We start from the raw sequence: 26,743 nt of genomic DNA on the forward strand, positions 1-26,743 counted from the left end.
GGGCCAAACATAATCATAAACCGCCCCGGCGCGAGGATTTTTTGGTCCAGCGTTCAAACCCCTCTGGTCCCGGGTGGAAAGCTGCCCTAAGACTTGGCCGCAAGAGGGACCGACATGTCACATATTACTTTGGTGCGTCACGGGCAGGCAAACACGGCAGCCCGCGACGAGGTCAGCTATGACAAGCTCAGCGATTTGGGGCACCAGCAGGCGCGCTGGCTGGGCACGCATCTGCGCGACACCAACATCTACTATCCGCGTGTCTATTGCGGAACTCTGACCCGCCATGCCGAAACCGCCGCCAGCATGGGATTGTCTGAGCCGGTTCGGGATGCGCGATTGAATGAGATCGAGTATTTCACTCTCGCGCAGTTGTTCGAACAACAACACGGCGTGGCCATCCCCACGGACCGCGAAGGATTTGTCGAGCATCTGCCCAAAACCTTTGCCGCCTGGGCTGCAGGAGAGATCACGGATGCGCCCGAAACGTTTGAAGAGTTCGAAACCCGTGTGAGCGATGCGCTGCGCGAGATTGGCACCGAAGGGGGGCCAGCAATCATCGTGACCTCGGGCGGGTTGATCTCGATGGTGGTGCGGCAGGCGATGGGGTTGGATATACCGTCTATGGCGCGGGTGGCTCTTGCCATCATGAACACCTCAATGCATCGTCTGCATCCGATCGGGGCGCAGCTGAGCCCGGTTCTGTTCAACGCCGTTCCCCATCTGGAAGCGCCCGACCGGCAATACGCCCAGACCCATCTGTAAGGAGCCCTCTGATGCAGCTTTATTACGCCCCGCGCACGATCTCGGTTGCCGTTGCGATTGCCCTAGAAGAGGCCGGGCTGGACTATGAAGCGGTCAAGCTGGATTTTGCCGGTGGCGAGCAGATGAAGCCCGCCTATTTGCAGATCAATCCCAAGGGCCGCGTGCCTGCCCTGGCGGTTGATGGTGGCATCCTGACCGAGACCGGCGCGTTGCTGGAATTTGTCGCGGCCAAAGCACCGCAAGCCGGTCTGGTGCCAACAGACCCTGTGTTGGCTGGCCGTATGCGTGAGGTGATGTTCTATCTGGCGTCGACCATGCATGTGAACCATGCGCATAAGATGCGTGGGCATCGCTGGGCGGATAAAGAGACAAGCTGGGAAGACATGGCTGCAAAAGTGGCAGAAACTATGACAGCGTCCTGCGACTATGTCTGCGCAAACGGTCTGCACGGGCCATTTGTGTTGGGTGAGGCATTCTCATTGGCGGACGCTTACCTCTATGTGGTGTGCAGCTGGCTGGAAGGCGACGGGGTCGATGTCTCGGCCTTTCCCAAAATCGTCGCGTTCCGCGAGGCGATGGAGGCGCGCCCGTCTGTTCAAGCCGTGCGCGCGGCTGGAATGCTCTGAACAAAAGGAAACGCGATGACACATCTCTGGGTCCGGGCAGAACAGCGCCCGAACGAGGAACGGGTCGGGTTGACCCCTGACGGGGCCGCAGCGCTGATCGCAGCGGGTATTCGCGTGACCGTCGAAGAAAGCCATGTCCGCGCCATTCCCATCGAAGGTTATAAACAGGTGGGGTGTGACATCGCGCCGGAAAACACCTGGCCGCAAGCGCCAACGGACGCGATCATTTTTGGCCTGAAGGAACTGCCCGAGGACGGCTCTCCCCTACCCCACCGCCATATCATGTTCGGCCATGCCTATAAGGGCCAGCATTCCGGCCGCGCCTTGCTGCAACGGTTCAAGGCCGGTGGCGGGACGCTCTATGATCTTGAATATCTGGTGGACGAAGATGGACGGCGTGTCGCGGCCTTTGGGTACTGGGCAGGCTATGCCGGGGCCGCAGTTACGCTGAAAACTTGGGCTGCGCAGCAACGCGGGCAGGAATGCCCGCCCGTGGGTATCTATGCAGACAAAGACAGGTTGAACGCCGAGCTTCTGGCCGAGCTGGACGCAACGGGTGCGGCCCGACCCAGCGCCATTGTCATCGGTGCCTTGGGGCGCGTCGGAACCGGGGCCTCTGACCTGTGCGAAGCCATGGGTGTCACCGTCACCAAATGGGATATGGCCGAAACCGCCAGTGGCGGACCGTTCCCCGAAATCCTGGACCACGATCTGTTCCTGAATTGCATCTTTGCGCGCCCGGGCACACCGGTCTTTGTCCCACGTGATGCTTTGACAGCCGAGCGCAAACTGACTGCGATCGGTGATGTCGCCTGTGACCCGGACAGTGACTATAACCCGGTTCCGGTCTATGACCGGGCTACGACTTGGGACGCACCGGCGTTGCGTGTGGCCACAAACCCTGTGATGGACGTCATGGCGATCGACAACCTTCCGTCGATGCTGCCGGTTGAAAGTTCACAAGACTACGCGGCGCAACTGCTGCCCTCGCTGCTGACTCTGGCCGATCTGGACAAAGGCGTCTGGGGCCGGGCAGAAGCAACCTACAAAACGCATTTGAGAGGGATCTGAGCAATGACGATTCACTGGTGTGGCACCGGCCTGTCGGCCATCCCCGGCTTGCGCCGCCTGATCGAAGGTGGGCACAAAGTCACCGTCTGGAACCGGACCATCGAAAAGGCCAAGGCCGAGATCGGCGATCTGACGGACGATATCCACGCCTTTGACATCGAGGCTTTGGGCAACGTGCTGGAGCCGGGCGATGTGATTGTGTCCATGCTGCCCGGTGACTGGCATGTACCACTGGCCGAGCTGGCGATCTCGAAACAGGCAAATTTTGTCTCGTCGTCTTACATCGCACCCGAAATGCGCGCGTTGGACGACAAGGCGCGCGAAGCCGGAGTGGCGCTGGTCAACGAGGTAGGTCTGGACCCGGGCATCGATCACCTCATGGCCCATGCGCTGGTTTCCGACTATCGCGCCTCGGACGCGTTTGATGCGCAAAACCACCTGAGCTTCATTTCCTATTGCGGCGGTGTTCCCAAGATCCCCAATCCGTTTCGGTACAAATTCAGCTGGTCGCCGCTTGGGGTGCTCAAGGCCCTGCGGTCACCATCGAAATCCATCCGCGATTACGCGCCGCTGGATGTTGCCCGTCCCTGGGACGCGATCACCAGCTATATCGCGCCACTGCCCACACCTGAAAGCTTTGAGGTCTATCCAAACCGGGACTCGATCCCGTTCATGGCCGAATACCAGTTTGAAGACCATTGGCCGGTCAAGGAATTCGTGCGCGGCACGTTGCGCCTGAACGGATGGGCGGATGCCTGGTCGGATGTGTTTGCCGAGATCGAAACCCTTTCGGGGCCCGAAGGCGATGCACGTTTGAAAGAGATGTCCGATCAGTTCTGGGCCGAAAACGCCTATGACGAGGGTGAGCCCGACCGCGTGGTTCTGTGTGTGGGCCTGAAGGCCGAAAAAGACGGTGTGCCGGTCTGGCACAAAACCTATGTCATGGATGCATGGGGTGATGCGCGCGGCACGGCCATGGCGCGTCTGGTCTCGGTCCCCGTGTCACTGGCGGTCGAGGCCGTACAGAACCGCGCCATTCCCGCCGGTGTTCACGCAGCCCCCAGCGATCCGAAACTGGTGCAGGACTGGATGGCCCAAATCGACATTCTGGCACAGCATTTGCAGGTGGTGGATCATCTGGGCTGACATCGCTCGCACCAGTGAAGTTCAGGACAGAGGTCTCAGCTTTCCAAGCGATGATGCGCCCAGCGTAGGGCGTTGTTGACAATATGGCTTGGATAACTGCGTTTCAGGTCGTCTTCCAGCCTTTGCTCCCACCAGTTTGTCTCGATTTCCACACGCGCTGCACGAACACAAGCTAGCGTATCGTGCAGTTCTTTGAACGTGTTCGGATAGCGACCCGACCTGCCATTCACAACTCCATCCAAACTACGCTTATAGGCCAAAATCAGCCCGCTCTGTACTGGAGAGGTTTGATAAAGATAGTTTTCAACCGCTTGCGAACTTTCGTCCCACGGCCACGCCGGAAACAGAGTAGATAGTCTTTCGATCGAGGCCCGGCAGCTTTGCGAAGCACCTTCATCCTGATGGGCAGGAAAAAGCATTGGGCATTGCGGTCCATTCAGGTTGCAGGCTTTGAAAAAGTCTCGCCGATTACGGCGGTTCTCGGTATCGGCAACAACACCGCCAGCAAAAGCGAGCGCAGCGCTGTGATAGTCTTTTTCCTTCAAACGGATCCGGCCGATCCTATTCCAGGCCCAGAACCCGGCGTCGTGGTGTTCGGTGACGTCTTCTAGGAATGGTAATATCTCATCATGACGGTTCATTCTGCTCAGCAGTTTGACCTTCGTCTGCAAACTCCAGGCGTCATTTGGCTGTAACTCTAGCGCGCGATCAACAGCCACCATTGCTTCAGCATAATCTTCTGTTTTTACAAGGACAAATGCCTTCCACCCCCAAGGTATATAGCTGTTCGGAGTCTCTCGGATCGCAAGCTCAACTTCGGCCCGCGCTGAGTCCCAGTCTTTCAACTGCATGAAAGCCCGCAATTTGTGACGATGAATCAATGACCGTGTTGTCGGGAAAACCGCGCTCCATTTCAATAAAGTGTCACACGCAGCAACAGCATCCTGCGGATGGCTGTCGATTAAATTGCATGTCCTGACAATCTCGCGGTGTTTATCACCAAAATGCAAAACCGCGCCTGACGCAGCGATCAGAATGGACGCAATGATGAGCGTGAACGACGACACCCGAAATTTACCGAGCAAGCTTTTTATCTGCATTCAAACAGCTATGAATTGAGTTCTTCGCCATCAACTCGAGGCGATACAATGCACGTATTTGAACTTGGCAAGGTGTCGAAATTAAGACCTAGGATCTGACGCGGATCGATTTTTGAAGAAAAAAGGCCAGCTCCGAGGGTCAGAGTGGCCTTTCGGTTAATCGATCTGTCACTTTGGCGTTCCTTGCCGTCAGATGTAGCGGTTGATTGTTTCCTCTACATCGCTTCGATTGATCCCCAACTCAGCCAGTTGGTGGTCCGTTAATCCGTTCAACTGTTGTGCGGCGACGACGATGTCAGCTCGGACGGCTTGAATGCGCATCGCGCGGTCGAACAAGAGCAATGTACTTGCAGGCGGGTAGGATTGGGTATTGGGGTCTAGGTCGAACATATCTGTTCCTTTTTGACTCGTTACATCTGAAACTTTGGCGAAGTTGGCTTCACCGTTTGAGCGATGCTGGGTCGTAAACGGAGTCGTAGGCCCGTTGCGCAATCTGATCCCGAGGGACACCGATATCGTTCAACTGCTGATCCGAGAGGTTGTTCAGCTCTCTCTCAGTCTTGGCGACCAATCGACGGCGATACTGCGCGACCTTTGCTTCAGCGTAGTCCGAGAACAGCCCGTCGAAAATCCCGCGCTGCGGGGTGAGTATTCCTGCATTTTGCATAATGCGTTCCTCCTGGTTTGAACTGTGTTTCCGTCACACTTCAAATAAAGGAGGTGGTTCTGAAGATCGCCAAAGCAGCGCATTAAGCTGCGTTAATGTTGATTGGTAGAGTTGGCCTTCGGCGAAACACACTACATCAGATCGTTTTCCACGTCTTCAGCGGAAATGCCCAGCGCATCCAAACCGTTTTCAAGGTGATCCGACATATGAGGTGTGCCGATCAGGTAGTCCGCGCAGGGAGTCGAGGCCTCGGACCTGGCGGTTGCGATGGCTTCGGCCAGATCGTCTGTGTCGAAGCTTTCGCGCCCGATCCACATGATCGCCACCAGCTCGGCTTGTTCGTCCTCACCCATCCGGTCAATAAAGGCACGCAACTCACCTTCGGCGCGATCCAACTCGCGCCCCATCATCGCAACTTGCGCCACTTTCCGTGCCGAGATTTCCAGCATCTGTCCAAACTCCTTGCGTTCGCGGTTTGGTCAGAACCCAATCATCATCAGGCTGCCCCGTCTTTGATCTTGCGCAATTCGGTGCCGGGACCTGAAACGGGGTGATCAGGAACCGGCGCGCTGCGGAACGGACGGAACCGGGCCTTTTTGACCCACAGTTTGATCGCCTGCCACAGGATCAGCATAAACGTCCGCCGCGCACCAAAAGGGCGACGCAGGAAAGACCAAAGGATCACACGGTTGGTCAACGGAGCGCGTTGCCCGGTCAATGTGGCTATCAGACCTCCGTTCTCGCGCCCATAGTCGATCCACACTCCGACCCGCTGATCACTGTAGTCAAAGCGAAAGGTGTATTGCCCCTCGATTTCTTGAAACGGTGAGACATGCACCCGCTTGGTCGCAACAATTCGATCAGAAGGAGTGATCGGCGACAGGTCAGGCTTGATGCAGAGATAGCTGTGGCGGGTGCCGTAGGTATTTGTCACTTCGGCAACGACAGCAAACATGTGGTCCTCGGCGTCGAAACAGAACCAGAAGCTTACCGGGTTGAACACATGGCCCAGCACACGCGGTTGGGTCAAAAGCGTCAGTCTGTCGGGCTGAGCTAAGCCGTGCGCGTCAAAGCACTCGCGCACCCAAACCGCGCCCCGTCCCTTATGCGGCTCGCCACCATGATCGCGATTGCGCCAATTGGTGACGTTGGCGCGGTTGATGGAGAACAAAGCGGGCGTGTCGTTCCGCGCCTCGGGGTCGAACAGGATGTAGTCGATGGAATAGCGAAACGCGTTGTCGATCGCACCCTTGCGGCCGTGATAGGTATGGCCGGCGATATGATCGATCTGCGTCATTCCTGTTCTTATCCCATTCGGCCTGTAAAGCGCTCAAAAGCCTTATATTTCTTCGGTCAAGGATGCTCTGCATTACGCAGTCTAAACAAAATTGGATCATTTTCGACGGTGAAAGTGATCCGGCTTGGGTCAGACAACGTAATGTGGTTATGTTTACCGAGATCGACACCGTGACCTTGGACGATCCTGCGCCGCCCGTCGGCGTTGCGAAAACTGCGGTCACAAAACGTATCAAGGGCAAACAGGTGAACCGAACGGCTGACAGTTGCAACCCAGAACCAGAGTGGGTGGGCCATGTCAGGCGCATTCGGGACGGGCAGGATCAGGCGGCTTTTGCCGAGTTGTTCCAGCACTTCGCGCCACGCATCAAGGCGTTCCTGATGAAATCAGGATCGGATGCCGCGCTGGCCGAGGAATGTGCGCAAGAGGTCATGGCGACCCTTTGGCACAAGGCGCACCTGTTTGATCCGTCTCGGGCAACGGTGGCCACTTGGGTGTTCACCATTGCCCGGAACAAGCGCATCGACGTCTTGCGCAAGCAACGCCGCCCCGAGCCCGAAGATCTGGGATGGGGGCCCGAGGCCGAGCCGGACCAGGACGATGTGATTGCGCTGCAACAGGAAACCGCGCAGCTGCGTGACGCGTTGACCGCGTTGCCTGAGGCGCAGAGACAACTGATCGAGAAAGCCTATTTTGGCGATCTGAGTCACCGCGAGATTGCCTCGCAAACCGGATTGCCGCTGGGCACGATCAAATCAAGGATACGGCTGGCACTGGATCGCCTGCGCCACGCAATGAACTGAGATGACGATGATGACGAAGGACATAAAACATCACCTGACAGATGACCTGCTGATGGCCTATGCCGCAGGCTCTCTGCCCGAGGCGTTCGACCTGATGGTCGCCACGCACATCTCATTGTGTGACCATTGCCGCGCCCGCGCGGAAAGCTTTGACGCGGTGGGCGGCTCGGTGCTGGAAGATCAGGCAGCTGATGTCACAATGGGTCAAGAGTCGCTGGCGGCGACCATGGCCATGATTGCGCAGGGTCAGCCGACCGCTAAGCCAAAGCGCTCTGATTGTTCCGTCTTACCGACACCGCTTCAGGATTATGTAGGCGGCGACGTGAATTCAATCCGGTGGAGACCGATTGGCATGGGTGTCAAACAAGCGATCCTGCCGACGACGCGGGATGCAACAGCGCGCCTGTTGTTTATCCCTGCGGGCACTGCTGTGCCGGACCACAGTCACAATGGCATCGAACTGACGATGGTGCTGCAAGGGGCCTTCTCGGACGAAGTCGACCACTTTGGCCGTGGCGATGTCGAGATTGCAGATGAACATCTGGAGCACACACCAGTCGCAGACATTTCAGAAGATTGCATCTGCCTGGCGGTCACCGACGCGCCACTGAAGTTCAGCAAGCTGATGCCACGTCTATTCCAACCGTTCCTGCGGATCTGAGTCTGATCTATCTTCCGCAAGGCAAGGAACCCTAAAAGGAGTGTGCGCATGTTCGGAAGATTTGTTTTGGCGTCAGCCTTGATCACCTCTGCTTCCATCGCGACGGCCCAAATGAAAGCCGACGTCAAATTCGCACCCGGCAATTTCGGTACCATGGTCAGCGGCACAATCACCGGGGACGAGTATTTCGACTATAGCTTGGGCGCATCAGCCGGTCAGGAGATGTTTGCTGAGCTTCAGGTCAGTGATACCAATGGCAACGGGGTGATCTATTTCAACATCCTGCCCCCCGGCAGTGATGGAGAAGCGATCTATATCGGCTCGATCAACGGCAACACCGCCCGGGTCGATCTGCCCGAAAGTGGTGACTATACGATCCGGGTCTATCTGATGGGCAATGATCGGGACACAGGCAAAACGGTCGGCTACAACCTCGACCTGTCGATCCAGTAAGGCCTAACCTTCGGATTTGCCAAGCGGTACCACATTCGTGTGGTCGTCGGGCGCCAATTCCTCGAAATCGAAATTGTCCAGACGCTGCGCCCGGCGCCCGGCCTTTTCAGCGCTGATCTTGATGTCCGAAATATCCTTGGCCGCCTGACCGAAATGGCGGTCGAGGTTGGACACGCGCTCACCCAGACGTTCCACATCCTTGTGCAGCATCCCAAGTTCCTTGCGGATCGCCCCCGCCTGTTCACGCATCCGCGCGTCTTTCAGGATTGCGCGCATCGTGTTCAGGGTGGCCATGCATGTGGTGGGCGAAACGATCCAGACGCGTTTTGAAAAGCTCTCCTGCACCAGTTCGGGGAACTTTGCGTGTAGCTCGGCATAGACCGCCTCGGACGGCAAAAACATCAACGCGCCATCTGCGGTTTCGCCATCCAGAATGTATTTCTCGGCAATATCGTTGATGTGTTTGCGCACGGTCGAGCGGAACATCTGCACCGCTGCTTTGAGCTCCGCATCATTGGTAGATCCGATCAGGGCCTCATAGGCCTCCAGCGGGAATTTGCTGTCGATCACAATCGGCCCCGGAGGGTTTGGCAGGTTGATCAGACAATCCGCCCGTCGCCCATTCGACAACGTGGCTTGCAACTGGAAACTGTCCGAAGGCAGTGCCTTGGAAACGATGTCGTTCAGCTGAATCTCTCCAAACGCGCCGCGCGTCTGTTTGTTCGACAAGATGTCCTGCAATGACAGCACATCGCCCGACAGTTTGGTGATATTGTCTTGCGCCTTGTCGATCGCGGCCAAACGTTCTTGCAATTGCGTCAGCGAGGTCGCGGTTTGTTTCGACGAGCCATGCAGCGATTCCTTCATCCGTTCCTGCATTTCGGCCAGCGCGCGGGCGGATTTCATCGCGTTGTCGGCCAGCCGGTCATTCATCTGCTGCTGCACTGAAGACAGGCGGGATTCGACCGTCTGGATCACCTGCACCTGAGCATTGGCCTGTGTGTCCGAGACATGCTGGAGCCCACCGCGTAACTGCTCTTGCCCCTGCCCCAACTGCTGCACATGCTGACCCAAATGCACCATCTGCCGGGCCAAGGGTTCGGCCATCCGGGCCGAGCGGTTCGAGGCGCGCAGCGACAGGAACAGCAGCAGCAGGATCAGCGCGACCACCCCGCCAACGATCAGCACAGCAGGGTCGTTCAAAGCCACTTGAGTTCCAGCAATCTCGATCATGTCGCCTCGGATGTTCTTGTTTTATTCTTCATAACCCGGCACGACTGCCGGATCAACTGCGCCCGAACAGGCGTTCGATATCGGCCAGCTTCAACTCTACGTATGTCGGCCGCCCGTGGTTGCATTGGCCGGAATGGGGCGTCGCCTCCATTTCGCGCAGCAAGGCGTTCATCTCTTCCGCGCGCATCCGGCGACCTGAACGGATCGAGCCGTGACAGGCAACCCGGCTCAGGATCGCCTCGATCCTGGCTTGGACCATCTGGCTTTCTCCCTGATCAACCAGCTCATCCAGGATATCCAGGATCATCGCGCGGGCATCAACCTCACCCAGAATGGCCGGGGTTTCGCGCACGGCAATGGCACCGCCGCCAAAGGGCTCCAGTGTCAGGCCCAGCCGCGACAGATCCTCGGCCACAGCCATAAGACGGGCACAATCCCCTTCGGACAGTTCCACAATCTCGGGGATCAGCAGCGCCTGCGCGGCGACGCCGTTTTCACCCATCTGGGTTTTGAGCTTTTCATAAACCAGCCGCTCATGCGCGGCATGCTGGTCGACGATCACCATCCCGTCGGCGGTCTGGGCGATGATGTAGTTCTCATGCACCTGCCCGCGCGCAGCACCCAAGGGAAGATCCTCTGGAGACGCTTCGGACTCAGGTTCGGACGCAGACTCGACCACATGGCCGCTATAGTCGCGCGACATCTCGGCAAAGCCGGGCGCCTGCGCCTGATAGGCCGCTTGGCGCGCTGCAGGCGAGGGCCTGTCCATCTGATAGACACGTGCCGGCGAGGGCTGCGCCGTTTCAGGCCGCATCGCACCCAAAGTCGCATGCGCCACAGTCGAAGATGCCCGGTGCCCGGCCTCGGCCAATGCGTGGCGCAGGCTCGAAACGATCAACCCGCGCGCGACGCCGGGATCGCGGAACCGCACTTCGGATTTAGCGGGATGCACGTTCACATCCACCAGAGTCGGGTCGCAGTCGATGAACAGCGCCGCCGCCGGATGGCGGTCGCGGCTGAGGAAATCAAAATAGGCGGCGCGCAGCGCGCCTGTCAGCATCTTGTCACGGACCGGACGGCCATTGACGAACAGGTACTGCGCCACCGCAGCGCCTCGGGAATAGGTCGGCAACGCCGCATAGCCATAGAGCCTGATCCCGTCTCGTGTCGTATCGATCCGCAGCGCGTTTTCCGCAAACTCGCGCCCGATCACCCGCGCCAGACGGGCGTGCAGCGCATCAAACAGATCGCCGTTTTCCCGGTCGGCCCGAAAACTCACACGGCCTTCACCCCCGCCTGAGACATCGCGCAGGGTGAAGGTAACCGCCGGTTCGGCCATCGCCAGGCGTTTGACCGTGTCAGAGATCGCCTGCGCCTCGGCCCGGTCGGTACGCATGAATTTCAGACGCGCGGGTGTGGCAAAGAACAGATCACGCAGTTCAACCACGGTACCAGCGCGCAAGGCGGCAGGTCTCACCGCGTCCATCTTGCCTCCCGACACCTGGATCTGGGCCGCATCCGCGCCGGGAACGCGGCTGGTGATGGTCAGCCGACCCACAGCCCCCAGTGAGGGCAGAGCTTCACCCCGAAAACCGAAAGTGTGAATGTTGAGCAGATCTGAGCCGTCGATCTTGGACGTTGCATGGCGGGACAGTGCCAGCGGCAAATCTTCCGCTGCAATACCGCACCCGTCATCCGTCACGCGAATCAGGGTTTTGCCCCCATCAGCGATATCAATCGCGACCCGGCTTGCCCCTGCATCAATGGCATTTTCCACCAGTTCCTTCACCGCCGAGGCCGGTCTTTCCACCACCTCGCCCGCCGCAATCCGGTTGATCGCAGCATCATCCAGTTGCCGGATAACGGGTCGAGCATCGCTGATATTGGGGGTCGTCTGAGCCATACCCCAAAACCTAGCACAGCGCTGTGCGATTCTGCCAGCGGCATGGATCGAGGTTTGAGTAGAAGAATTGAACCTCGCCCGACCTGTTGCGCCATACCGCAGGGCGGTTAGGGGTCGAGGCGCGAGAGGTCGGACGAGGTCAGGTGAGTGGTGGCTATATTGTTAACACTTTAATTGCATTAGCATATCTTGAAACACAAATCTGTTCACAGACCTAAATCGTTTCAGAACGAGCAAAGATCAGCCTATCGTAAGCAAACTCAGGTGGCAGCAAGCTGCCAATTCAAGCGCTAGTTTGCGCCCCAACCCGGTGGCGACAAGGGCCCAAGGCAGCGCAGACGGCCAGAATCACACCCGCTACGGTCGCGATCATCCCCGCAGCACTGACCGCGTCCCCAGCACCAAGCCACAGCGGGCCATAGCCTGCCAGAACGTAACCCAAGATGGCCGAGAGCGTCGCAAACAAAACGCTCCACCCGATTTGAACTTCGAGGCGGTTTGTCATCATTCGGGCCGCTGCAGGTGGGCAGATGAACATGGCAATCACGATGATCGAGCCAACAGCATCGAACGCGGCAACGGCAGCAACGGCGGCTGTGATCACCAGCGCCAAGCTCAGAGCACCCGTACGGATGCCCATGGTCCGCGCAAAGCCTTCGTCGAAGGTCGATATCTTGAGCGGCCTCCAAAGCACCCAGATGAAAAGGCAAACCGCAATCAGCGTCACGGCAATGCGCGGCAGCTCGGGCGGTAACCCGGCAAGCGCGACAGGATCCAGCAGCGAGGCCCAGCCACTCGCGTCCAGCCAGATCAGGCTTTCAAGATTGCCGTAAAGCGCATGTTCAACATCCAGATGCACCGTGGATGTGTCGGTTTGCTCTAGCAGCAGCACACCCCCCGCGAACATGGTGGTAAACACCACGCCCATTGCAGCGCCTGCCTCGATTTGGCCCAACCGGCGGACAGCTTCGATCATCACGACTGCCAAAATCGCGGCGCCTGCGGCCCCCAACATCATCGGCCAGGTCGAGATCGTTCCGGTCAGCAGGAAAGCCACAACAATGCCCGGTAGGACCACATGGCTGATCGCGTCTCCGATCAGGGCTTGCTTGCGCAGAACAAGAAAGTTGCCCGGCAAGGCGCAGGCAATCGCAGCAAAGGTGCCAATCAGCATGGGCGTCAAGGAGAGGGGAACAAACTCTGCGCCGCTCATGCCGGAACCTCTTTCGGTGCTCCGATACGGCGGTCAATTTCAGCAATCTGGTCCGCGGTCAGGACGGTTTCGATATCGCGCAACCCGTTGTAGAGCGCCGCCACGGCTTCATGTGCCTGATCAGCGCGGACAATTTCCCAACGTTTTTCGTCGCGCAGGGCTTTGGACGCCCGCGCTTTGCCAGCCTCGGTGGCCACCCCGTCAGCACGGATCAATCCAGCGCGCTGCAACAAGCGACGGGTCAGCGGCTCATAGATTTTTTGCCCCTGTGCCATGGCCAACAAACCCTGTCGAATGTGAACGCGGCGTTGAAACCGGAAATGGCGCAATAGGGCGGCAAGCACGCCGCGTACCGGCGCAAACAGGATCGACAGCAGGAACAGCCCGAACGCCACCAGAACGATGATCGGGCCCGTTGGCAGGTTCGGGGCCACTGCGGACAGGGCCGCGCCGACATAGCCAGACACCCCTCCGGCGAGCCCTGACAAAAGCACCACATGCTCGGCTCGTTCCGACCAGAACCGCGCGGTAACGGGCGGGATGATCAGCATGGCAACAATCAGGATCAGCCCCACGATCTTGAGGCCCACAACGGTCACCGCCATCACCAGCCCCATCATCGCCAGATCAATGCGATGAACCGCCATACCTTGCGCGGCGGCATAGTCCGGGTCGAATGCGACTATTGTCATGGGGCGTCGGATCAACATTACAAGCGCCAAGGTCGCTGCTCCGCCCAACGCGATGATGACCGCATCGGCCCAAAGCATTCCGGCGGTCGAGCCCAGCAAGAACCCCTCTAATCCGGCCTGACGGCCCATACCCATGGTTTGGATAATTGTCAGCAGCACAATGCCAAAGCCGAAGAACACCGAAAGTACCGCACCAATCGCTGCGTCTTCGGCAAGCCGGGTGTGACGCGTCAACCAGTTCAGGCAGAGCAATCCGACCCAGGCCGATAAGGCAGAACCAGCCAGCAAAGCTAAAAGGTTGCGCCCGTCGCCACCCAATAAAACCATAACCATAAAGGCAAGGCAGACACCGGGCAGGGTTGCGTGGCTGATCGCATCGCTCACCAGCGCTCGTTTACGCAGAAACAGAAACGTGCCGGTCACCCCGGCGGACACGCCCAGCAAGCTTGCACCGATTGCGACCAGCGTGGCGTTATAGCCAAGCTGAAGGGTCAGGGCGTCCCAAAGCATGTGCTATCCCGACACGTGCGAAATCTGGTCGATCTGAGCCGTGGCCAACCGCCCGCCATAGGCGTTTTGCAAGTTTTCTGCCGTGAAGGCCTCGGGCACCGGCCCTTCTGCTACCTTATGCGTGTTGATCAGGAACACATGGTCGAAATAGTCGGTGACCGTCGCAAGATCATGATGCACGACCACGACGGTTTTGTGAGACTGTTTCAAAGATTTCAGAACCGAAATGATCGCCTTCTCGGTCGCCGCATCCACCCCGGCAAAGGGCTCGTCCAGCAGATACAGATCGGCATCCTGCGCCAGCGCACGCGCCAGAAAGACCCGCTGTTGCTGGCCGCCCGACAGCTGACCGATCTGGCGATCCGCGAAGTCGCGCATTCCGACGCGATGCAGGCAGTCCATCGCACGTGCCTTATGACGCGCGCGCACACGACCCAGCAGGCCTAACTGTCGCGACAGGCCCATCAGAACCACGTCAATCACCCGGGTCGGGAAATCCCAGTCAACGCTGGCGCGTTGCGGAACATAGGCAATGCGCGCGCGTTGATCTTCCAGCGGGTAGCCAAAGACACTGACCTGCCCGGACAAGGGTTTCACAATGCCCAAAGCCGCCTTTAACAGGGTCGATTTTCCGGCCCCGTTTGGCCCTATTATGGCAGTCATGGCGCCAGGCTGCACCGTCATATCCACCGAAAACACAGCGGGTTTCTGGCCATAAGAGACGGTCAAACCACGCACGGCCAACGGACTGGCATTCAGATCCCGTTCTTCAAGCGTTGCACCCTGATCTGCGGCCAGCTCCAGCATCATTCAAAACCCGGCCGTCAGATTGCCGTTCAGCCCACGTTCGGGCACATCGGCACCCAAAGCGCCCGCAATCACGGTGATGTTGTGATCCAGCATCCCGACATAAGTACCCTCATAGGTGCCGGGCTCGCCCATGGCATCAGAATAGAGCTCGCCACCGATTGTCACCTCATGACCCTTGGCTGCTGCACCTTCGATCAGCGCCCGCATGGACCGGTCCGAGACCGAGCTTTCCACGAATACCGCCGTCAGTTGGCGATCAACCAAGGTGTCGACCAACTCGCCAATGCGATTCAGCCCGGCTTCGGACTGGGTTGAGATCCCCTGAACGCCCATCACCTCATAGCCGTAGGCCGCACCGAAATAGCCGAATGCGTCATGGGCCGTCAGCAGCACGCGGCTTTGTTCAGGCACTGCGGTCAGGGCTTGTTCAGCATAAGCGGTCAGCGCATCCAGCTCGGCCAGATGGGCCTTGGTGTTTTCTGCAAATACGTCGGCAGCCTCGGGCCGTGCTTCGGTCAGGGCGGCCTGCACCGTTACTACGACTTCAGCCCACAAGGTCGGGCTCATCCAGACATGCGGATCGTATTTGTCAGCATAGTCGTCATGGGCGCGGAGCTTGGAAGGATCAATGCTTTCCGCCACAGCGATTACTGTCTGTTTACGGGACAGGTCGTGAAAAAAATGCTCCATCTGCGCTTCCAGATACAGCCCGTGCCACAGAACAAGATCCGCGCGCGTCATCGCTACGATATCGCTGCGGGTCTGACGATAGGCATGAGGGTCGACACCGGGGCCCATCAGGCCTTTTACCTCGACCTGATCACCTCCGACCTGGCGTACAGCATCTGCGATCATGCCTGTCGTGGCCACTACTTTCAGAGGGGCCTCGGCCCAAGCGGCAAAGGGCATCGTCGCGGCAAAAGCCAGCGCAGCAAGAAAACTGCGGCGAATCATGGTCCGACCTCACATTAAAGTTCCTGTTACAGTAGAATATGAGAACGGTTCGCAACTAAGTCAACGCTATTGCGAATTATTCGCAACAAAAATTGCGGTTATTTTTCCAAATGGTCAAAAATTTGCCCATCCAGTCGCCGAGACGCCTTCCAATTGATCCCATCCCGTGCGAATTTGGCGCAAACACCCCAAAGGATGTGACAATGGAAACGCAGAGCTCAGATAGCCCCGTGCGCACCGCGCATCTGCCGCAAGTGACCGAACCGCGAAATCCCGGCATGGATCTGGATCTGGACTGGGTGCGCGCCGTGCAGGCCAACACCTCGGCCATCGAACGCCGCGCAGCCACCCTGCCTGGTCGGCGCTCGGTCAAGAAGGACTTTCAGGCGGCGTGGCTGCTCAAGGCCGTTACGATGATCGACCTGACAACGCTGTCAGGCGACGACACAGTAGGCCGGGTGCGCCGCCTATGCGCCAAGGCACGCCAGCCGGTTTCGCCGTCTCTGCTGCAAGCCATGGACATGCCGCCGATCACAACCGGCGCTGTCTGTGTGTATCACGATATGATCGAAACGGCTGTTTCCGCGCTGGACGGCACCGGCATTCCCGTGGCCGCCGTGTCCACGGGCTTTCCTGCCGGGCTATCGCCTTTCCACCTGCGCGTGGCCGAGATCGAAGAAAGCGTGAAAGCCGGGGCCGAAGAGATCGACATAGTGATCTCGCGCCGTCATGTGCTGTCGGGCGACTGGCAGGCTTTGTATGATGAGATGAAGGCCTTCCGCGCAGCCTGTGGCGATGCCCATGTAAAGGCCATTCTAGCCACCGGAGAGCTGGGCAGCCTGCGCAACGTCGCTCGCGCCTCGCTGGTTTGTATGATGGCGGGCGCCGATTTCATCAAGACCTCGACCGGCAAGGAAAGCGTCAATGCGACCCTGCCTGTGTCTCTGGTGATGATCCGCGCCATCCGAGACTATTACGACCGCACCGGCTATCGCGTTGGTTACAAACCCGCAGGCGGTATCTCCAAGGCCAAGGACGCGTTGGTCTACCTGTCGCTGATCAAGGATGAGCTGGGCGACCGCTGGCTGGAACCCGACCTGTTCCGCTTTGGCGCCTCATCCCTGCTGGGCGATATCGAGCGGCAGTTGGAACATTACGTGACCGGGGCATATTCGGCCGGTTACAGGCACTCGATGGGGTGAGAGATGAAAGTAGCTGCGACTATTTCTATTACTTCTATTTTCGCTGGACCGGCCTGGGCGGAGGAAAACACCTACTCACTTTACCGAACATCACTGGTTAATGGCATCTCCAAAGTACATATCGCTACGTTCGACACGTCAAACGGTGGTGACTACAATTTTGAGAGCTGTCAACTAGCCGCCGAATTGTTTCAAAAACAGCCAAGTGTAAAAACAAAATTTTGGTGCGAACAAGGCAGAGCAGAAGATGACTAAGGATCAACAATGACAGTCAAAGAAATCTTCGAGACCATGAATTACGGCCCTGCCCCTGAAAGCGCAGCTGAAGCGCTGGCGTGGCTGGTCGATCAAGGCGACAAATTCGGGCATTTTATCGACGGGGCCTTCACCAAGCCCGGCAAAGGCTTTGACAGCCGCAACCCGGCGACCGGAGAAGTTCTGGCCAAGCTAACACAGGCAAAACAGGGTGATGTGGATGCCGCCGTGGCCGCCGCGCGCAAGGCGCAGCCCAAGTGGGAGAAGCTGGGCGGCGCGGGCCGCGCGCGGTATCTTTATGCGATCGCGCGGCTGTTGCAGAAACACTCGCGCCTGTTTGCAGTGCTGGAAAGCCTCGACAACGGCAAGCCGATCCACGAGTCCCGCGATATCGACATCCCTCTGGCACAGCGGCATTTCTACTACCACGCAGGCATGGCGCAGTTGATGGAAAGCGAGTTGCCCGACGCGCAAGCCCTGGGCGTCTGCGGGCAGATCATCCCGTGGAACTTCCCGCTGCTGATGCTGGCCTGGAAGATCGCGCCCGCGCTGGCGATGGGCAACACGGTGGTTCTGAAACCGGCCGAGTATACCTCGCTGACTGCGTTGCTGTTTGCTGATATCTGCGCACAAGCCGGGTTGCCGAAAGGTGTGGTCAACATCGTCACTGGCGATGGCGCGGTGGGCGAGATGATTGTCGCCGCAGATGTGGACAAGATCGCCTTTACCGGCTCGACCACCGTGGGGCGACGCATCCGCGAAGCGACCGCCGGGTCAGGCAAGGAACTGACCTTAGAGCTGGGCGGCAAATCCGCCTATATCGTCTTTGACGACGCCGATATCGATTCAGCCATCGAAGGGCTGGTTGATGCGATCTGGTTCAATCAGGGGCAGGTCTGCTGCGCGGGCTCGCGCCTGCTGGTGCAGGAAGGCATTGCCGACCGGTTCCATACCAAGCTGCGCGCCCGGATGGACGGTTTGCGCATCGGTGATCCGCTGGACAAATGCATCGACGTGGGCGCGGTGGTGGACCCGGTGCAGTTGCAGACCATCAAGCGCATGGTCGACAGCAACACCGCAGGGCATGTTTATCAGGCGGCTTGCGCACTTCCCGAAAACGGGTGCTATTACCCGCCGACGCTGATCTCGGGGCTGGAGACGTCAGACCCTCTGATGCAGGAAGAGATTTTTGGCCCGGTGCTTGTCTCGTCGACCTTCCGCACGCCGACTGAGGCGGTGGAACTGGCCAACAACACGCGTTACGGGCTAGCGGCAACGGTCTGGACCGAGAATGTAAACCTGGCGCTGGATATCGCACCCAAGCTGGTTGCAGGCGTCGTTTGGGTGAACGCCACCAACCTGTTCGACGCGGCCGCAGGCTTTGGTGGCGTGCGTGAAAGCGGCTTTGGCCGGGAAGGCGGTTGGGAAGGTCTGGCGGCCTATACCAAGCCAAAGGGCAAAGCCAAACCGCTGGCCAAGATCGAGCCGGCCACCGGCGAAGGCACCCCAGTTGATCCGATTGACCGCACCGCCAAGATGTATGTCGGCGGCAAACAGGCGCGGCCCGATAGTGGGTATTCGAAACCGGTGTGGGGGAAATCAGGCCTGCTGGGTCATGTTGGGTTGGCCAACCGCAAGGACGTGCGTAACGCGGTTGAAGCCGCTGCCGGTGCGAAGGGCTGGTCCAAGACCACTGGCCATCTGCGCGCGCAGATCCTGTATTACATCGGCGAGAACCTCTCGGCCCGCGCGGGTGAATTCGCCACCCGTATCGACGCGATGACCGGCAAGAAGGACGGTGCGGCAGAGGTTGAGGCGTCAATTCAACGCCTGTTCACCGCGGCCGCCTGGGCCGACAAATATGACGGTCAGGTGCATGGCGTTCCGATCCGTGGCGTGGCGATTGCCATGAAAGAGCCTGTTGGCGTGATCGGCGCGCTCTGCGCGGATGAGGCCCCTTTGCTGGGTCTGGTCTCGGTCATGGCGCCGGCGATTGCGATGGGCAACCGGGTGGTGCTGGCAACGTCCGAACCCTATCCTCTGGCCGCGACGGATTTCTATCAGGTGCTGGAAACCTCGGACGTGCCCGCTGGTGTCGTCAACATCCTGACCGGCAGCCATGCAGAGCTCGCGAAACCTCTGGCCTCGCATTTGAACGTTGACGCGGTTTGGTCATTCTCTTCGACAGATCTGTCGAAAGAGATTGAAGCGGTCTCTGCCGGGAACCTGAAGCAAACCTGGGTCAATAACGCGACGGCATTTGACTGGAGCGTGGACCATTCGCGCCGCTTCCTTCAGGCTGCCACAGAGGTGAAAAACATCTGGGTGCCCTACGGCGAGTAGGGCTCCCTTTTGAGGGAGGCCTATATGGATTTTTCAGGAAAGACCGTCATCGTCATCGGCGGCACCAGCGGTATCAATCGAGGGATCGCCGAGGCATTCGCAGCCGCAGGAGCCAAGCTCGCGGTGGCCAGCCGATCTCAGGACAAGGTGGACGATACGGTCGCGGCCCTGAAAGCTGCGGGCGCAGCCGAGGCCATCGGGGCCAGCTTTGATGTCCGCGATGATCAGGCTGTGGCGGATGGGTTGGAACACTTCCACGACGCGCTGGGTGATTTCGATGTGCTTGTTTCGGGCGCGGCAGGCAACTTTCCGGCGCTGACGGCTGAGATGTCGGTCAATGCGTTCAAAACGGTCGTGGATATTGATCTGATCGGTACGGTCCATGTGATGAAAGGAGCCTATCCTTTTCTCAAACGTCCCGGCGCAAGCATCATCAACATCTCGGCCCCGCAAGCCTACCTGCCCTATGAGGGGCAAGCCCATGTCTGTGCCGCCAAGGCAGGCGTCGATCAGATCACGCGCACATTGTCGATGGAGTGGGGGATCGAGGGTATTCGTGTGAACTCGGTCGTCCCGGGCTTTATCGAGGGCACCGAGGGTGCAAAACGCCTGAGCCCGTCGGAAGATGCGCATGAAGAAATTCGCAAAGACATTCCGCTGGGTCGTTGGGGTCAAACACAGGATGTTGCCAACGCTTGCCTGTTCCTCAGCTCGGATCTCGCTAGCTATATCAGCGGCAATGTTCTGGCAGTGGATGGTGCTTTGTATCAGCGCGGTTCTGGCCGGTTCGGACAAATGATGGGCGAAATGCTGCGTATGAAAGGAAAAGCGCAGTCATAATAGGTTGCAGTGTGAACTTGTTCACATACAGCAACATGCGGTTCCCTCAGCTTTTCACGCATTGTTTTGTGTGAGGGGGCTCACATGCTTGGTTTACCGGTTGAATTAAATTGGCTGCTTCAGCTTGCCACAACTATCGGCGTCATCGGGGCCGGTCTTTATATCCTGAACTATTTCATCCTGCAGCTTGGGTTCATTCGTGGGTCGGGTGTGTTTTACCCGACACTGAACATTGCCGCCGCAAGCTGCGTGCTGATCAGCATGTTTGAAAACTTCAACCTGGCCGGAACGATTATTCAACTGGCCTATATCTCGATTTCGGTCATGGGGCTCTTGCGCGGCTATCTCGCGCGGCATCTGGTGCGCTTTTCGGAAGACGAGAAACAGTTCATCTCGCATTATCTGGACACGCTAAAACCGCACCAGGCACGTAAACTGCTGAACACCGCCGAGATCAAAGACTATGCGCCCGGTACGACCCTGATCAGTGAAGGCAACACCAAGGATTTTCTGGGTTTCATCCTCAGCGGGCAGACGACCATCCTCAAGGATGGGCGGGTGATCAACCAATGCGGCCCGGATGAGATTCTGGGAGAGCTGACATTTGGCTTGGGTCAACCAGCCACTGCAAGTGTGCTGGCCACCCACCCAACGCGGTGCCTTGTGTTTGATAGTGAACGCTTATGTCGCCTGCTGCGTCGCAACCGACACATGGATGACGCGCTAAAGGCCGCGCATTTCAAGAACACGCGGCAAAAGCTCCTGAGCAGCAACAATCACACTGTGAGAGCTCAAAAACGCCCTGCCGTTGTGGTGGCGTAGACGGGATCAGCCGTCCAGGCCAACCGGCTTTCCGACAATGGTAAAGTGCAGGCCTTCGGGATCCAAAAGCTCGGACGCGACACGGTTCACATCCTCAAGCGTCACGCCGTTCACCTTGTCATTGCGGGTCGCGATATAGTCAATCGGCAGGTCGTCCATCTGCATCCCTACCATGATCCCGGCTATCTGACCGTTACCATCAAACCGCAGCGGATAGGCTCCAGTCAGATAAGTCTTGGCATCATCAAGCTCTTTCTGCGTCACACCCTCAGAGGCCGCGCGCGCCCATTCCTGGCGGATCACTTCGATGGCTTCGGCAATCCGGTCATTGGCAGAGGACACAGACCCCAGATAGACCGAGGCCAGATCTTTGGGCACCAGATAGGTGCCGATCCCATAGGTCAGGCCCCGTTTTTCGCGAACCTCATGCATCAAACGGCTTTCAAAGCCACCCCCACCCAAGATGTGGTTCAGGACAAAGGCCGCAAAGAAATCCGGATCATCCCGGTCAATACCCTTTTGCCCGAACAGGGCAACCGATTGCGGCGTATCGAAATCGACAATACTGATCCCGCCTTCAATGGTGACTTCCGCGCGCTCGGGAAGCGGTTTCCCGGTTTCGGGGAAGTCCGCCAAAAGCGTATCCAGCAAGACACCCAGTTCTTCGGCGGTAATATCGCCCACGGCCCCGACATAGAGTCGATCCTTGGCGAACACGTTTTCATAAGCTCCGACGATATCATCGCGCGTCAGGGCCGACACCGTTTCCAGCGTGCCCTTGCCTTCGGTCCCGTAAGGATGATCGCCATAGGCCATCTCTGCAAAGCTAAGCCCCGCAATATCATTCGGATCGGTCATATCCGACCGCAGCCCGGACAGCACCTGCGCCCGCACCCGTTCGATGGCATCCGGATCGAAACGCGGCTCATGCAATGTCATGCGCAGCAGATCGACAACCTCATCGCGGTTTTCGGTCAAGAACTGAGCCGAAATGGACAGGCTGTCATCACTGGCGCGATAGCTGAAAGAGGCGGCCAGAGACTCCAGCACGCGCGCATAGCTGCGCGCATCCAAATCGCCCGACCCTTCTTCGATCAGACCGCTCATCAGATTAACGGCACCGCGCTTTTCGGGATCATCCAGCGAGGTACCGCCGCGAAACCGTATCTCAAGCGCGGTGAATGGGATGGAGTGATCTTCGACCAGCCAGGCGGTGATCCCACCGGGTGATGTCACCTCTTCAATCTCGATATCGGCCCAAGCTGGCAGAGCAACCACAAAGGCGATCAGTGTTGCAACCAAGCGTTTCATTGGGTCACCTCATCGTCTTTCATCAGCCAGCCAGTTACCGAGCTTTCGCGTTGCAGCACCTCGCGCGCGGCGGCGATGATTTCGTCACCCGTCACCGCTTGCAGGATGTCTGGCCAGGCCTGCACATCTTCGACGGTCAAGCCACTGGTCAAAGCGCGGCCATAGCGGTTGCCGATCCCGTCCACATTGTCGCGCGCATAGACCTGCGACGCGCGCAGCTGCATCTTGATCCGGTTCAGATCTTCCTCGTTGACGCCCTCGGCAATGAAATCCGCCACAGCCTGATCCATGGCATCTTCGGCCTCTTGCAGCGAGACACCTTCGGCGGGCACAACCAGCAGATCAAAGGTCGTGTCATCCAGCGACACACCCCGATAGAAAGCGCCGGCATAAACCACGATCTGCTGATCCAACTGCAGCTTTTCGTTCAAGTAGGACGTGGTGCTGCCCCCCAGCAGCTCGGCCAGCATGAACAGAGCCGCGGCTTTTTCCTGCTCGCCCGGATCACGCTCGGGCGCCAGATAGCTGCGCTGAACATATGGCTGGGCGACGCGCGGGTCCTTGAAGGTCAGGCGACGTTCGGCCGTTTGGGGCGGTTCCTGAGACCGGATGCGTTCCGGCGGGTCGGGATTGGTCGGGATCACGCCATAGTATTTATCGGCCAGCTCGCGCACCTCGTCTGGATCGACATCACCGGTCACCACCAAAATCGCGTTATTGGGCGAGTAGTGGATCTCGTAGAAGGACAGTGCGTCCTCCATATCCAGTGTTTCCATCTCGTGCCGCCAGCCGATGATGGGCACACCATAACGATGGTTGAGATACTGCGCCGCGCTCATCTGTTCACCAAACAAGGCGCGCGGGTTGTTTTCGGTGCGCTGGTTACGCTCTTCCAGGATGACGTCCCGTTCGGTTCGGATATCTTCTTCGCTCAACCGGATATTGCGCATCCGGTCAGCTTCCATCCGCATCATCAGTTCAAGCCGGTCGGCGGCCACGCGCTGAAAATATGCGGTGTAGTCATACGAGGTAAAAGCGTTGTCATTCCCACCATTGGCCGCAACCGTGGCCGAAAACTCACCCGGAGCCAATGTGTCGGTGCCTTTGAACAGCAGATGTTCCAGGAAATGTGCAACGCCCGAAGACCCAATGGGCTCGTCAGCAGAGCCCGCGCGATACCAGACCATATGCTGCACAACAGGGGCGCGATGATCTTCGACCACCACCACATCCATACCATTGTCCAAGGTGAACGTGGTGACAGCCTCTTGCCCCTCATCGGCCAGAACCGGGGTCGCAGCCAACAAGGCGGCAGACAGTGCCAGAGCCCGAACCATAGGGCATCCTCCGTTTTATTTGCTGGTACTCAAATTACGGTGGAGCCGGGTTTGTTCAAGAGCGATGACGGAAAGTTAAGGAGATTTCATTCCGGCGGAGAAGAGGGTGTCTCAACCCCCTGCGCGCGCAAGGCGCTAGTTTGCGCTTGCGGGTCGATGGCCTGACGGTCATAGATTTCGGCATAGCGATCGACCGGGAACAGGCGCCAGCGTGACCAGAACCCGCGACGTTTCAGGTATTCTGCATCCTCCGCTGCAACCACCTCTCGGGTATTGGCGGGAACGCCATATCGGCTGGAGGCCGTTACAAGCGCCGCATCGGAAGACGGTATAGCAGTGTTCGGGTTAAGCGCATTGGGGTTTCCGCCCAATGCTGCAACGGCCTCGGCTTTGGGGTTGGGATCCGTCAAATTCGTACCGCCCGGTGTCGGGGCAGGAAGAAAGGCGTAATCCTGCGGCTGTGTCAACGGTTGGACGGGGAGCACCGAGAATTCGTCTGGGCCCGGCCCCGGAGGTTGCAAGGCGCGCAGGCTTTGTTCACCGCAACCCGCAACTGCGACGGCAAGTGTCAGAGCAATTATCGCGCGCGGTATCCGCATCGTTGTCTCCAGCCAGTTCCCGGGGTTTCTATCGCATATCCATTCGCGCGTCACGAGGCCTTTTTGCCGTCAAACAGCACAAGCCCGATCGCGCCCGCAAATATGAACACATCCGCCAGATTGAAAACATAAGGATTTTCGATCCCGCAACAGGACATGTTCAAAAAATCGAGAACATAGCCATAGAGCACCCGGTCCACCACATTTCCCAGCGCGCCTCCGATCAGCAAGCCGCCGCACAGCAACATGAACCTGGTCGGTACCACGCGCATCAACCAGATCAGCACCCCCACGCTGATGGCCAGAGAAATGCCAACCAGAATCCAGCGCGCAGCGTCCGAGTTTCCCTGAAACAGACCAAAGTTGATTCCGCGGTTCTCACCGTATCGGAACACCAGAAAAGGCGGGAAAACATCGATACCACCGGGCTTTTCCGCAACGCGCAGGACGTAGACGACCAGATATTTGCTGATCTGGTCGATCAGAAACGCGGCCAGCGCCGCCCAGAGGAGAAGCCCGTGTCGCATCAGTGGCGGAAGTGGCGCATGCCGGTAAAGACCATGGCCAAGCCAGCCTCGTCTGCGGCGGCGATCACCTCGTCGTCACGCATCGAGCCACCGGGCTGGATAACGCAAGTGGCACCGGCCTGGGCGGCCTCGAGCAACCCGTCAGGGAAGGGGAAGAACGCGTCCGAGGCAACGGCCGATCCGATGGTCAGCGGCTGCGGCAGGCCCAGCACATCGGCCATGCGCTCGGCCTTTTTGGCAGCAATAAGCGCCGAGTCGACCCGGCTCATCTGACCAGCGCCAACGCCAACCGTTGCTTCGTTCTTCACATAGACAATCGCATTGGATTTCACGTGTTTCGCGACTTTCCAGGCGAACAGAAGATCGCGCATATGCTCGGGTGTCGGCGCAACCTTGGTCACCACTTTCAAGTCGTCCAGATCAACAAAGCCGTTGTCCTTGTCTTGCACCAGCAAGCCTCCGGCAACCTGACGCACGGTTTTTCCCGCTGCCCGCACATCGGGCAAACCTTCAGTTGTCAGCAAACGCAGGTTTTTTTTGGCGGCAAAGACCGCCTTGGCCTCATCACTTGCACCCGGGGCGATCACCACTTCGGTGAAGATGCCCGTGATCTCTTGCGCCGTTTCAGCGTCCAAGGGCCGGTTCAGAGCGATGATCCCGCCAAAGGCCGAGGTGCGGTCACAGTCGAACGCCGCCTTGTACGCTTCTGTCAGGGTCGCTCCGGTCGCGACACCGCAAGGGTTTGCATGTTTGATGATCGCACAGGCTGCACTGTCACGTGGGTCGAATTCGGCCACCAGCTCGAACGCCGCGTCGGTGTCATTGATGTTGTTGTAACTCAGTTCCTTGCCTTGGTGCTGAACAGCGGTCGCAACACCAGGGCGATTGGTACCATCGGTATAAAACGCCGCCGTCTGATGACTGTTTTCGCCATAGCGCAGGGTCTGTTTCAACTCACCCGCAAAGGCGCGGCGTTTTGGGGCTTCAAGCTGCAGCGCATCTGCCATCCAGTTCGACACGGCACTGTCATACGCAGCAGTGCGGGCATAGGCCTTTTGGGCCAGCCACTGACGGAATCCATAAGACGTCTTGCCATAGTTTTCTTCAAGCTGATCCAGCAGCGAAGAATAATCTTCGACATCCACAACCACGTTCACAAACGCATGGTTTTTTGAGGCGGCGCGGATCATGGCCGGACCACCGATGTCGATGTTCTCGATGCATTCGTCATATTCCGCACCTTTGGCGACGGTCGCCTCAAACGGATAGAGGTTCACCACCAGCAGATCGATTGCGCCGATGCCGTGTTCCTCCATCGCGGCGACATGGGTGTCATTGTCGCGCAAAGCCAACAGCCCGCCATGGACCATCGGGTGTAGCGTCTTGACCCGACCATCCATCATTTCGGGGAAACCGGTGACGTCGCTGACATCCTTCACCTCAAGACCCGCTTCGCGCAGCGCTTTGGCCGTGCCACCGGTCGACAACAGTTCGACCCCGCGCTCGGCCAGCGCCTTGCCCAGCTCGATCAGCCCGGTCTTGTCGGATACGGAAAGCAACGCGCGGCGCACGGGGTGAAGGTCAGTCATGGGTCCAAAGGTCC

28 protein-coding genes are annotated in these 26,743 nt (G+C 58.5%); 12 read left to right on the forward strand and 16 right to left on the reverse strand.

The window, feature by feature from the left end:
- Positions 1-114: 114 nt before the first annotated feature.
- The 4 genes from GOX45_RS12905 to GOX45_RS12920 are packed head-to-tail and all read left to right on the forward strand — an operon-like array spanning position 115 to position 3,608.
- Positions 115-765 carry a histidine phosphatase family protein gene (locus tag GOX45_RS12905; protein ID WP_171101529.1) on the forward strand — a complete coding sequence of 217 codons (651 nt, stop codon included), beginning with the start codon at positions 115-117 and terminating at the stop codon, positions 763-765.
- 11 nt (positions 766-776) lie between these two features.
- The gene (locus tag GOX45_RS12910; protein ID WP_171101531.1) at positions 777-1,391 is read left to right on the forward strand and encodes a glutathione S-transferase family protein; all 615 of its coding nucleotides are present in this window, start codon (positions 777-779) and stop codon (positions 1,389-1,391) included.
- A gap of 15 nt (positions 1,392-1,406) precedes the next feature.
- Complete coding sequence (locus GOX45_RS12915) at positions 1,407-2,462, forward strand: saccharopine dehydrogenase (protein WP_171101533.1); 1,056 nt, start codon at positions 1,407-1,409, stop codon at positions 2,460-2,462.
- 3 nt (positions 2,463-2,465) lie between these two features.
- The gene (locus GOX45_RS12920; RefSeq protein WP_171101534.1) at positions 2,466-3,608 is read left to right on the forward strand and encodes a saccharopine dehydrogenase family protein; all 1,143 of its coding nucleotides are present in this window, start codon (positions 2,466-2,468) and stop codon (positions 3,606-3,608) included.
- A 35-nt stretch (positions 3,609-3,643) separates the two neighbouring features.
- Here GOX45_RS12920 and GOX45_RS12925 read toward each other — a convergent pair whose 3' ends face one another.
- The 5 genes from GOX45_RS12925 to GOX45_RS12945 all read right to left on the reverse strand — a co-directional run bounded on the left by GOX45_RS12925 (position 3,644) and on the right by GOX45_RS12945 (position 6,672).
- Entirely contained in the window at positions 3,644-4,708 is a 1,065-nt protein-coding gene (locus GOX45_RS12925; protein ID WP_171101536.1) for a M48 family metallopeptidase, read from the reverse strand.
- A 189-nt stretch (positions 4,709-4,897) separates the two neighbouring features.
- Positions 4,898-5,098: a DUF1127 domain-containing protein gene (locus tag GOX45_RS12930; RefSeq protein ID WP_171101539.1), complete on the reverse strand. Its 201-nt coding sequence runs from the start codon at positions 5,096-5,098 to the stop codon at positions 4,898-4,900.
- Between the two features lie 49 nt (positions 5,099-5,147).
- Entirely contained in the window at positions 5,148-5,375 is a 228-nt protein-coding gene (locus GOX45_RS12935) for a DUF1127 domain-containing protein (protein ID WP_171101540.1), read from the reverse strand.
- A 131-nt stretch (positions 5,376-5,506) separates the two neighbouring features.
- On the reverse strand, positions 5,507-5,824 hold the full coding sequence (locus GOX45_RS12940; RefSeq protein ID WP_171101542.1) for a DUF3775 domain-containing protein: 318 nt from the start codon (positions 5,822-5,824) through the stop codon (positions 5,507-5,509).
- Between the two features lie 47 nt (positions 5,825-5,871).
- The gene (locus GOX45_RS12945) at positions 5,872-6,672 is read right to left on the reverse strand and encodes a DUF1365 domain-containing protein (RefSeq protein ID WP_171101545.1); all 801 of its coding nucleotides are present in this window, start codon (positions 6,670-6,672) and stop codon (positions 5,872-5,874) included.
- A gap of 149 nt (positions 6,673-6,821) precedes the next feature.
- Between GOX45_RS12945 and GOX45_RS12950 the strand changes: the two genes are divergently transcribed.
- The 3 genes from GOX45_RS12950 to GOX45_RS12960 are packed head-to-tail and all read left to right on the forward strand — an operon-like array spanning position 6,822 to position 8,589.
- On the forward strand, positions 6,822-7,475 hold the full coding sequence (locus GOX45_RS12950; protein WP_171101546.1) for a sigma-70 family RNA polymerase sigma factor: 654 nt from the start codon (positions 6,822-6,824) through the stop codon (positions 7,473-7,475).
- 10 nt (positions 7,476-7,485) lie between these two features.
- Entirely contained in the window at positions 7,486-8,136 is a 651-nt protein-coding gene (locus tag GOX45_RS12955; RefSeq protein ID WP_171101549.1) for a ChrR family anti-sigma-E factor, read from the forward strand.
- A 48-nt stretch (positions 8,137-8,184) separates the two neighbouring features.
- Entirely contained in the window at positions 8,185-8,589 is a 405-nt protein-coding gene (locus GOX45_RS12960) for a hypothetical protein (protein WP_171101551.1), read from the forward strand.
- 3 nt (positions 8,590-8,592) lie between these two features.
- Here the strand turns inward: GOX45_RS12960 and GOX45_RS12965 are convergent, their stop codons facing one another.
- The 6 genes from GOX45_RS12965 to GOX45_RS12990 form a co-directional block, all read right to left on the reverse strand.
- Positions 8,593-9,822, reverse strand: coding sequence for a DNA recombination protein RmuC (locus GOX45_RS12965; protein WP_171101553.1), 1,230 nt, complete (start codon positions 9,820-9,822; stop codon positions 8,593-8,595).
- A gap of 52 nt (positions 9,823-9,874) precedes the next feature.
- Positions 9,875-11,725 (reverse strand): DNA mismatch repair endonuclease MutL, encoded by a 1,851-nt coding sequence (gene mutL / locus GOX45_RS12970; RefSeq protein ID WP_171101555.1) that lies wholly within the window; start codon positions 11,723-11,725, stop codon positions 9,875-9,877.
- A gap of 283 nt (positions 11,726-12,008) precedes the next feature.
- On the reverse strand, positions 12,009-12,938 hold the full coding sequence (locus tag GOX45_RS12975; RefSeq protein ID WP_171101557.1) for a metal ABC transporter permease: 930 nt from the start codon (positions 12,936-12,938) through the stop codon (positions 12,009-12,011).
- Positions 12,935-14,140 (reverse strand): metal ABC transporter permease, encoded by a 1,206-nt coding sequence (locus GOX45_RS12980; protein ID WP_171101559.1) that lies wholly within the window; start codon positions 14,138-14,140, stop codon positions 12,935-12,937. The genes GOX45_RS12975 and GOX45_RS12980 overlap by 4 nt, the downstream gene beginning before the upstream one ends.
- 3 nt (positions 14,141-14,143) lie before the next feature.
- On the reverse strand, positions 14,144-14,947 hold the full coding sequence (locus GOX45_RS12985; protein ID WP_171101561.1) for a metal ABC transporter ATP-binding protein: 804 nt from the start codon (positions 14,945-14,947) through the stop codon (positions 14,144-14,146).
- A gap of 3 nt (positions 14,948-14,950) precedes the next feature.
- Positions 14,951-15,904, reverse strand: coding sequence for a metal ABC transporter solute-binding protein, Zn/Mn family (locus GOX45_RS12990; RefSeq protein WP_171101563.1), 954 nt, complete (start codon positions 15,902-15,904; stop codon positions 14,951-14,953).
- A 203-nt stretch (positions 15,905-16,107) separates the two neighbouring features.
- On the opposite strand from GOX45_RS12990, the gene deoC reads away from it, so the two are divergent.
- From deoC to GOX45_RS13015, 5 genes are all read left to right on the forward strand, one after another.
- Entirely contained in the window at positions 16,108-17,106 is a 999-nt protein-coding gene (deoC, locus tag GOX45_RS12995) for a deoxyribose-phosphate aldolase (protein WP_171101565.1), read from the forward strand.
- Between the two features lie 3 nt (positions 17,107-17,109).
- The gene (locus GOX45_RS13000; protein WP_171101567.1) at positions 17,110-17,361 is read left to right on the forward strand and encodes a hypothetical protein; all 252 of its coding nucleotides are present in this window, start codon (positions 17,110-17,112) and stop codon (positions 17,359-17,361) included.
- A gap of 9 nt (positions 17,362-17,370) precedes the next feature.
- Positions 17,371-19,704, forward strand: a complete 2,334-nt coding sequence (locus tag GOX45_RS13005; protein WP_171101569.1) for an aldehyde dehydrogenase family protein — start codon at positions 17,371-17,373, stop codon at positions 19,702-19,704.
- Between the two features lie 24 nt (positions 19,705-19,728).
- Positions 19,729-20,544 carry an SDR family oxidoreductase gene (locus tag GOX45_RS13010; RefSeq protein ID WP_171101571.1) on the forward strand — a complete coding sequence of 272 codons (816 nt, stop codon included), beginning with the start codon at positions 19,729-19,731 and terminating at the stop codon, positions 20,542-20,544.
- A gap of 84 nt (positions 20,545-20,628) precedes the next feature.
- Positions 20,629-21,366: a Crp/Fnr family transcriptional regulator gene (locus tag GOX45_RS13015; RefSeq protein WP_171101574.1), complete on the forward strand. Its 738-nt coding sequence runs from the start codon at positions 20,629-20,631 to the stop codon at positions 21,364-21,366.
- A 6-nt stretch (positions 21,367-21,372) separates the two neighbouring features.
- Here the strand turns inward: GOX45_RS13015 and GOX45_RS13020 are convergent, their stop codons facing one another.
- The 5 genes from GOX45_RS13020 to purH all read right to left on the reverse strand — a co-directional run bounded on the left by GOX45_RS13020 (position 21,373) and on the right by purH (position 26,729).
- Entirely contained in the window at positions 21,373-22,677 is a 1,305-nt protein-coding gene (locus tag GOX45_RS13020; protein ID WP_171101576.1) for a pitrilysin family protein, read from the reverse strand.
- Positions 22,674-24,014 (reverse strand): pitrilysin family protein, encoded by a 1,341-nt coding sequence (locus GOX45_RS13025; protein ID WP_171101577.1) that lies wholly within the window; start codon positions 24,012-24,014, stop codon positions 22,674-22,676. Before GOX45_RS13025 ends, GOX45_RS13020 begins: the two co-directional genes overlap by 4 nt.
- Before the next feature lie 86 nt (positions 24,015-24,100).
- A complete protein-coding gene (locus GOX45_RS13030; protein WP_171101579.1) occupies positions 24,101-24,613 on the reverse strand; it encodes a DUF3035 domain-containing protein in 513 nt (170 codons plus the stop codon).
- 50 nt (positions 24,614-24,663) lie between these two features.
- On the reverse strand, positions 24,664-25,140 hold the full coding sequence (lspA, locus tag GOX45_RS13035) for a signal peptidase II (RefSeq protein ID WP_171101580.1): 477 nt from the start codon (positions 25,138-25,140) through the stop codon (positions 24,664-24,666).
- On the reverse strand, positions 25,140-26,729 hold the full coding sequence (gene purH / locus GOX45_RS13040; RefSeq protein ID WP_171101581.1) for a bifunctional phosphoribosylaminoimidazolecarboxamide formyltransferase/IMP cyclohydrolase: 1,590 nt from the start codon (positions 26,727-26,729) through the stop codon (positions 25,140-25,142). Before purH ends, lspA begins: the two co-directional genes overlap by 1 nt.
- Positions 26,730-26,743: the final 14 nt, after the last annotated feature.

It is taken from the genome of Ruegeria sp. HKCCD7255 (genome assembly GCF_013031565.1).
In the GTDB taxonomy this organism is placed as follows: Bacteria; Pseudomonadota; Alphaproteobacteria; order Rhodobacterales; family Rhodobacteraceae; genus Ruegeria.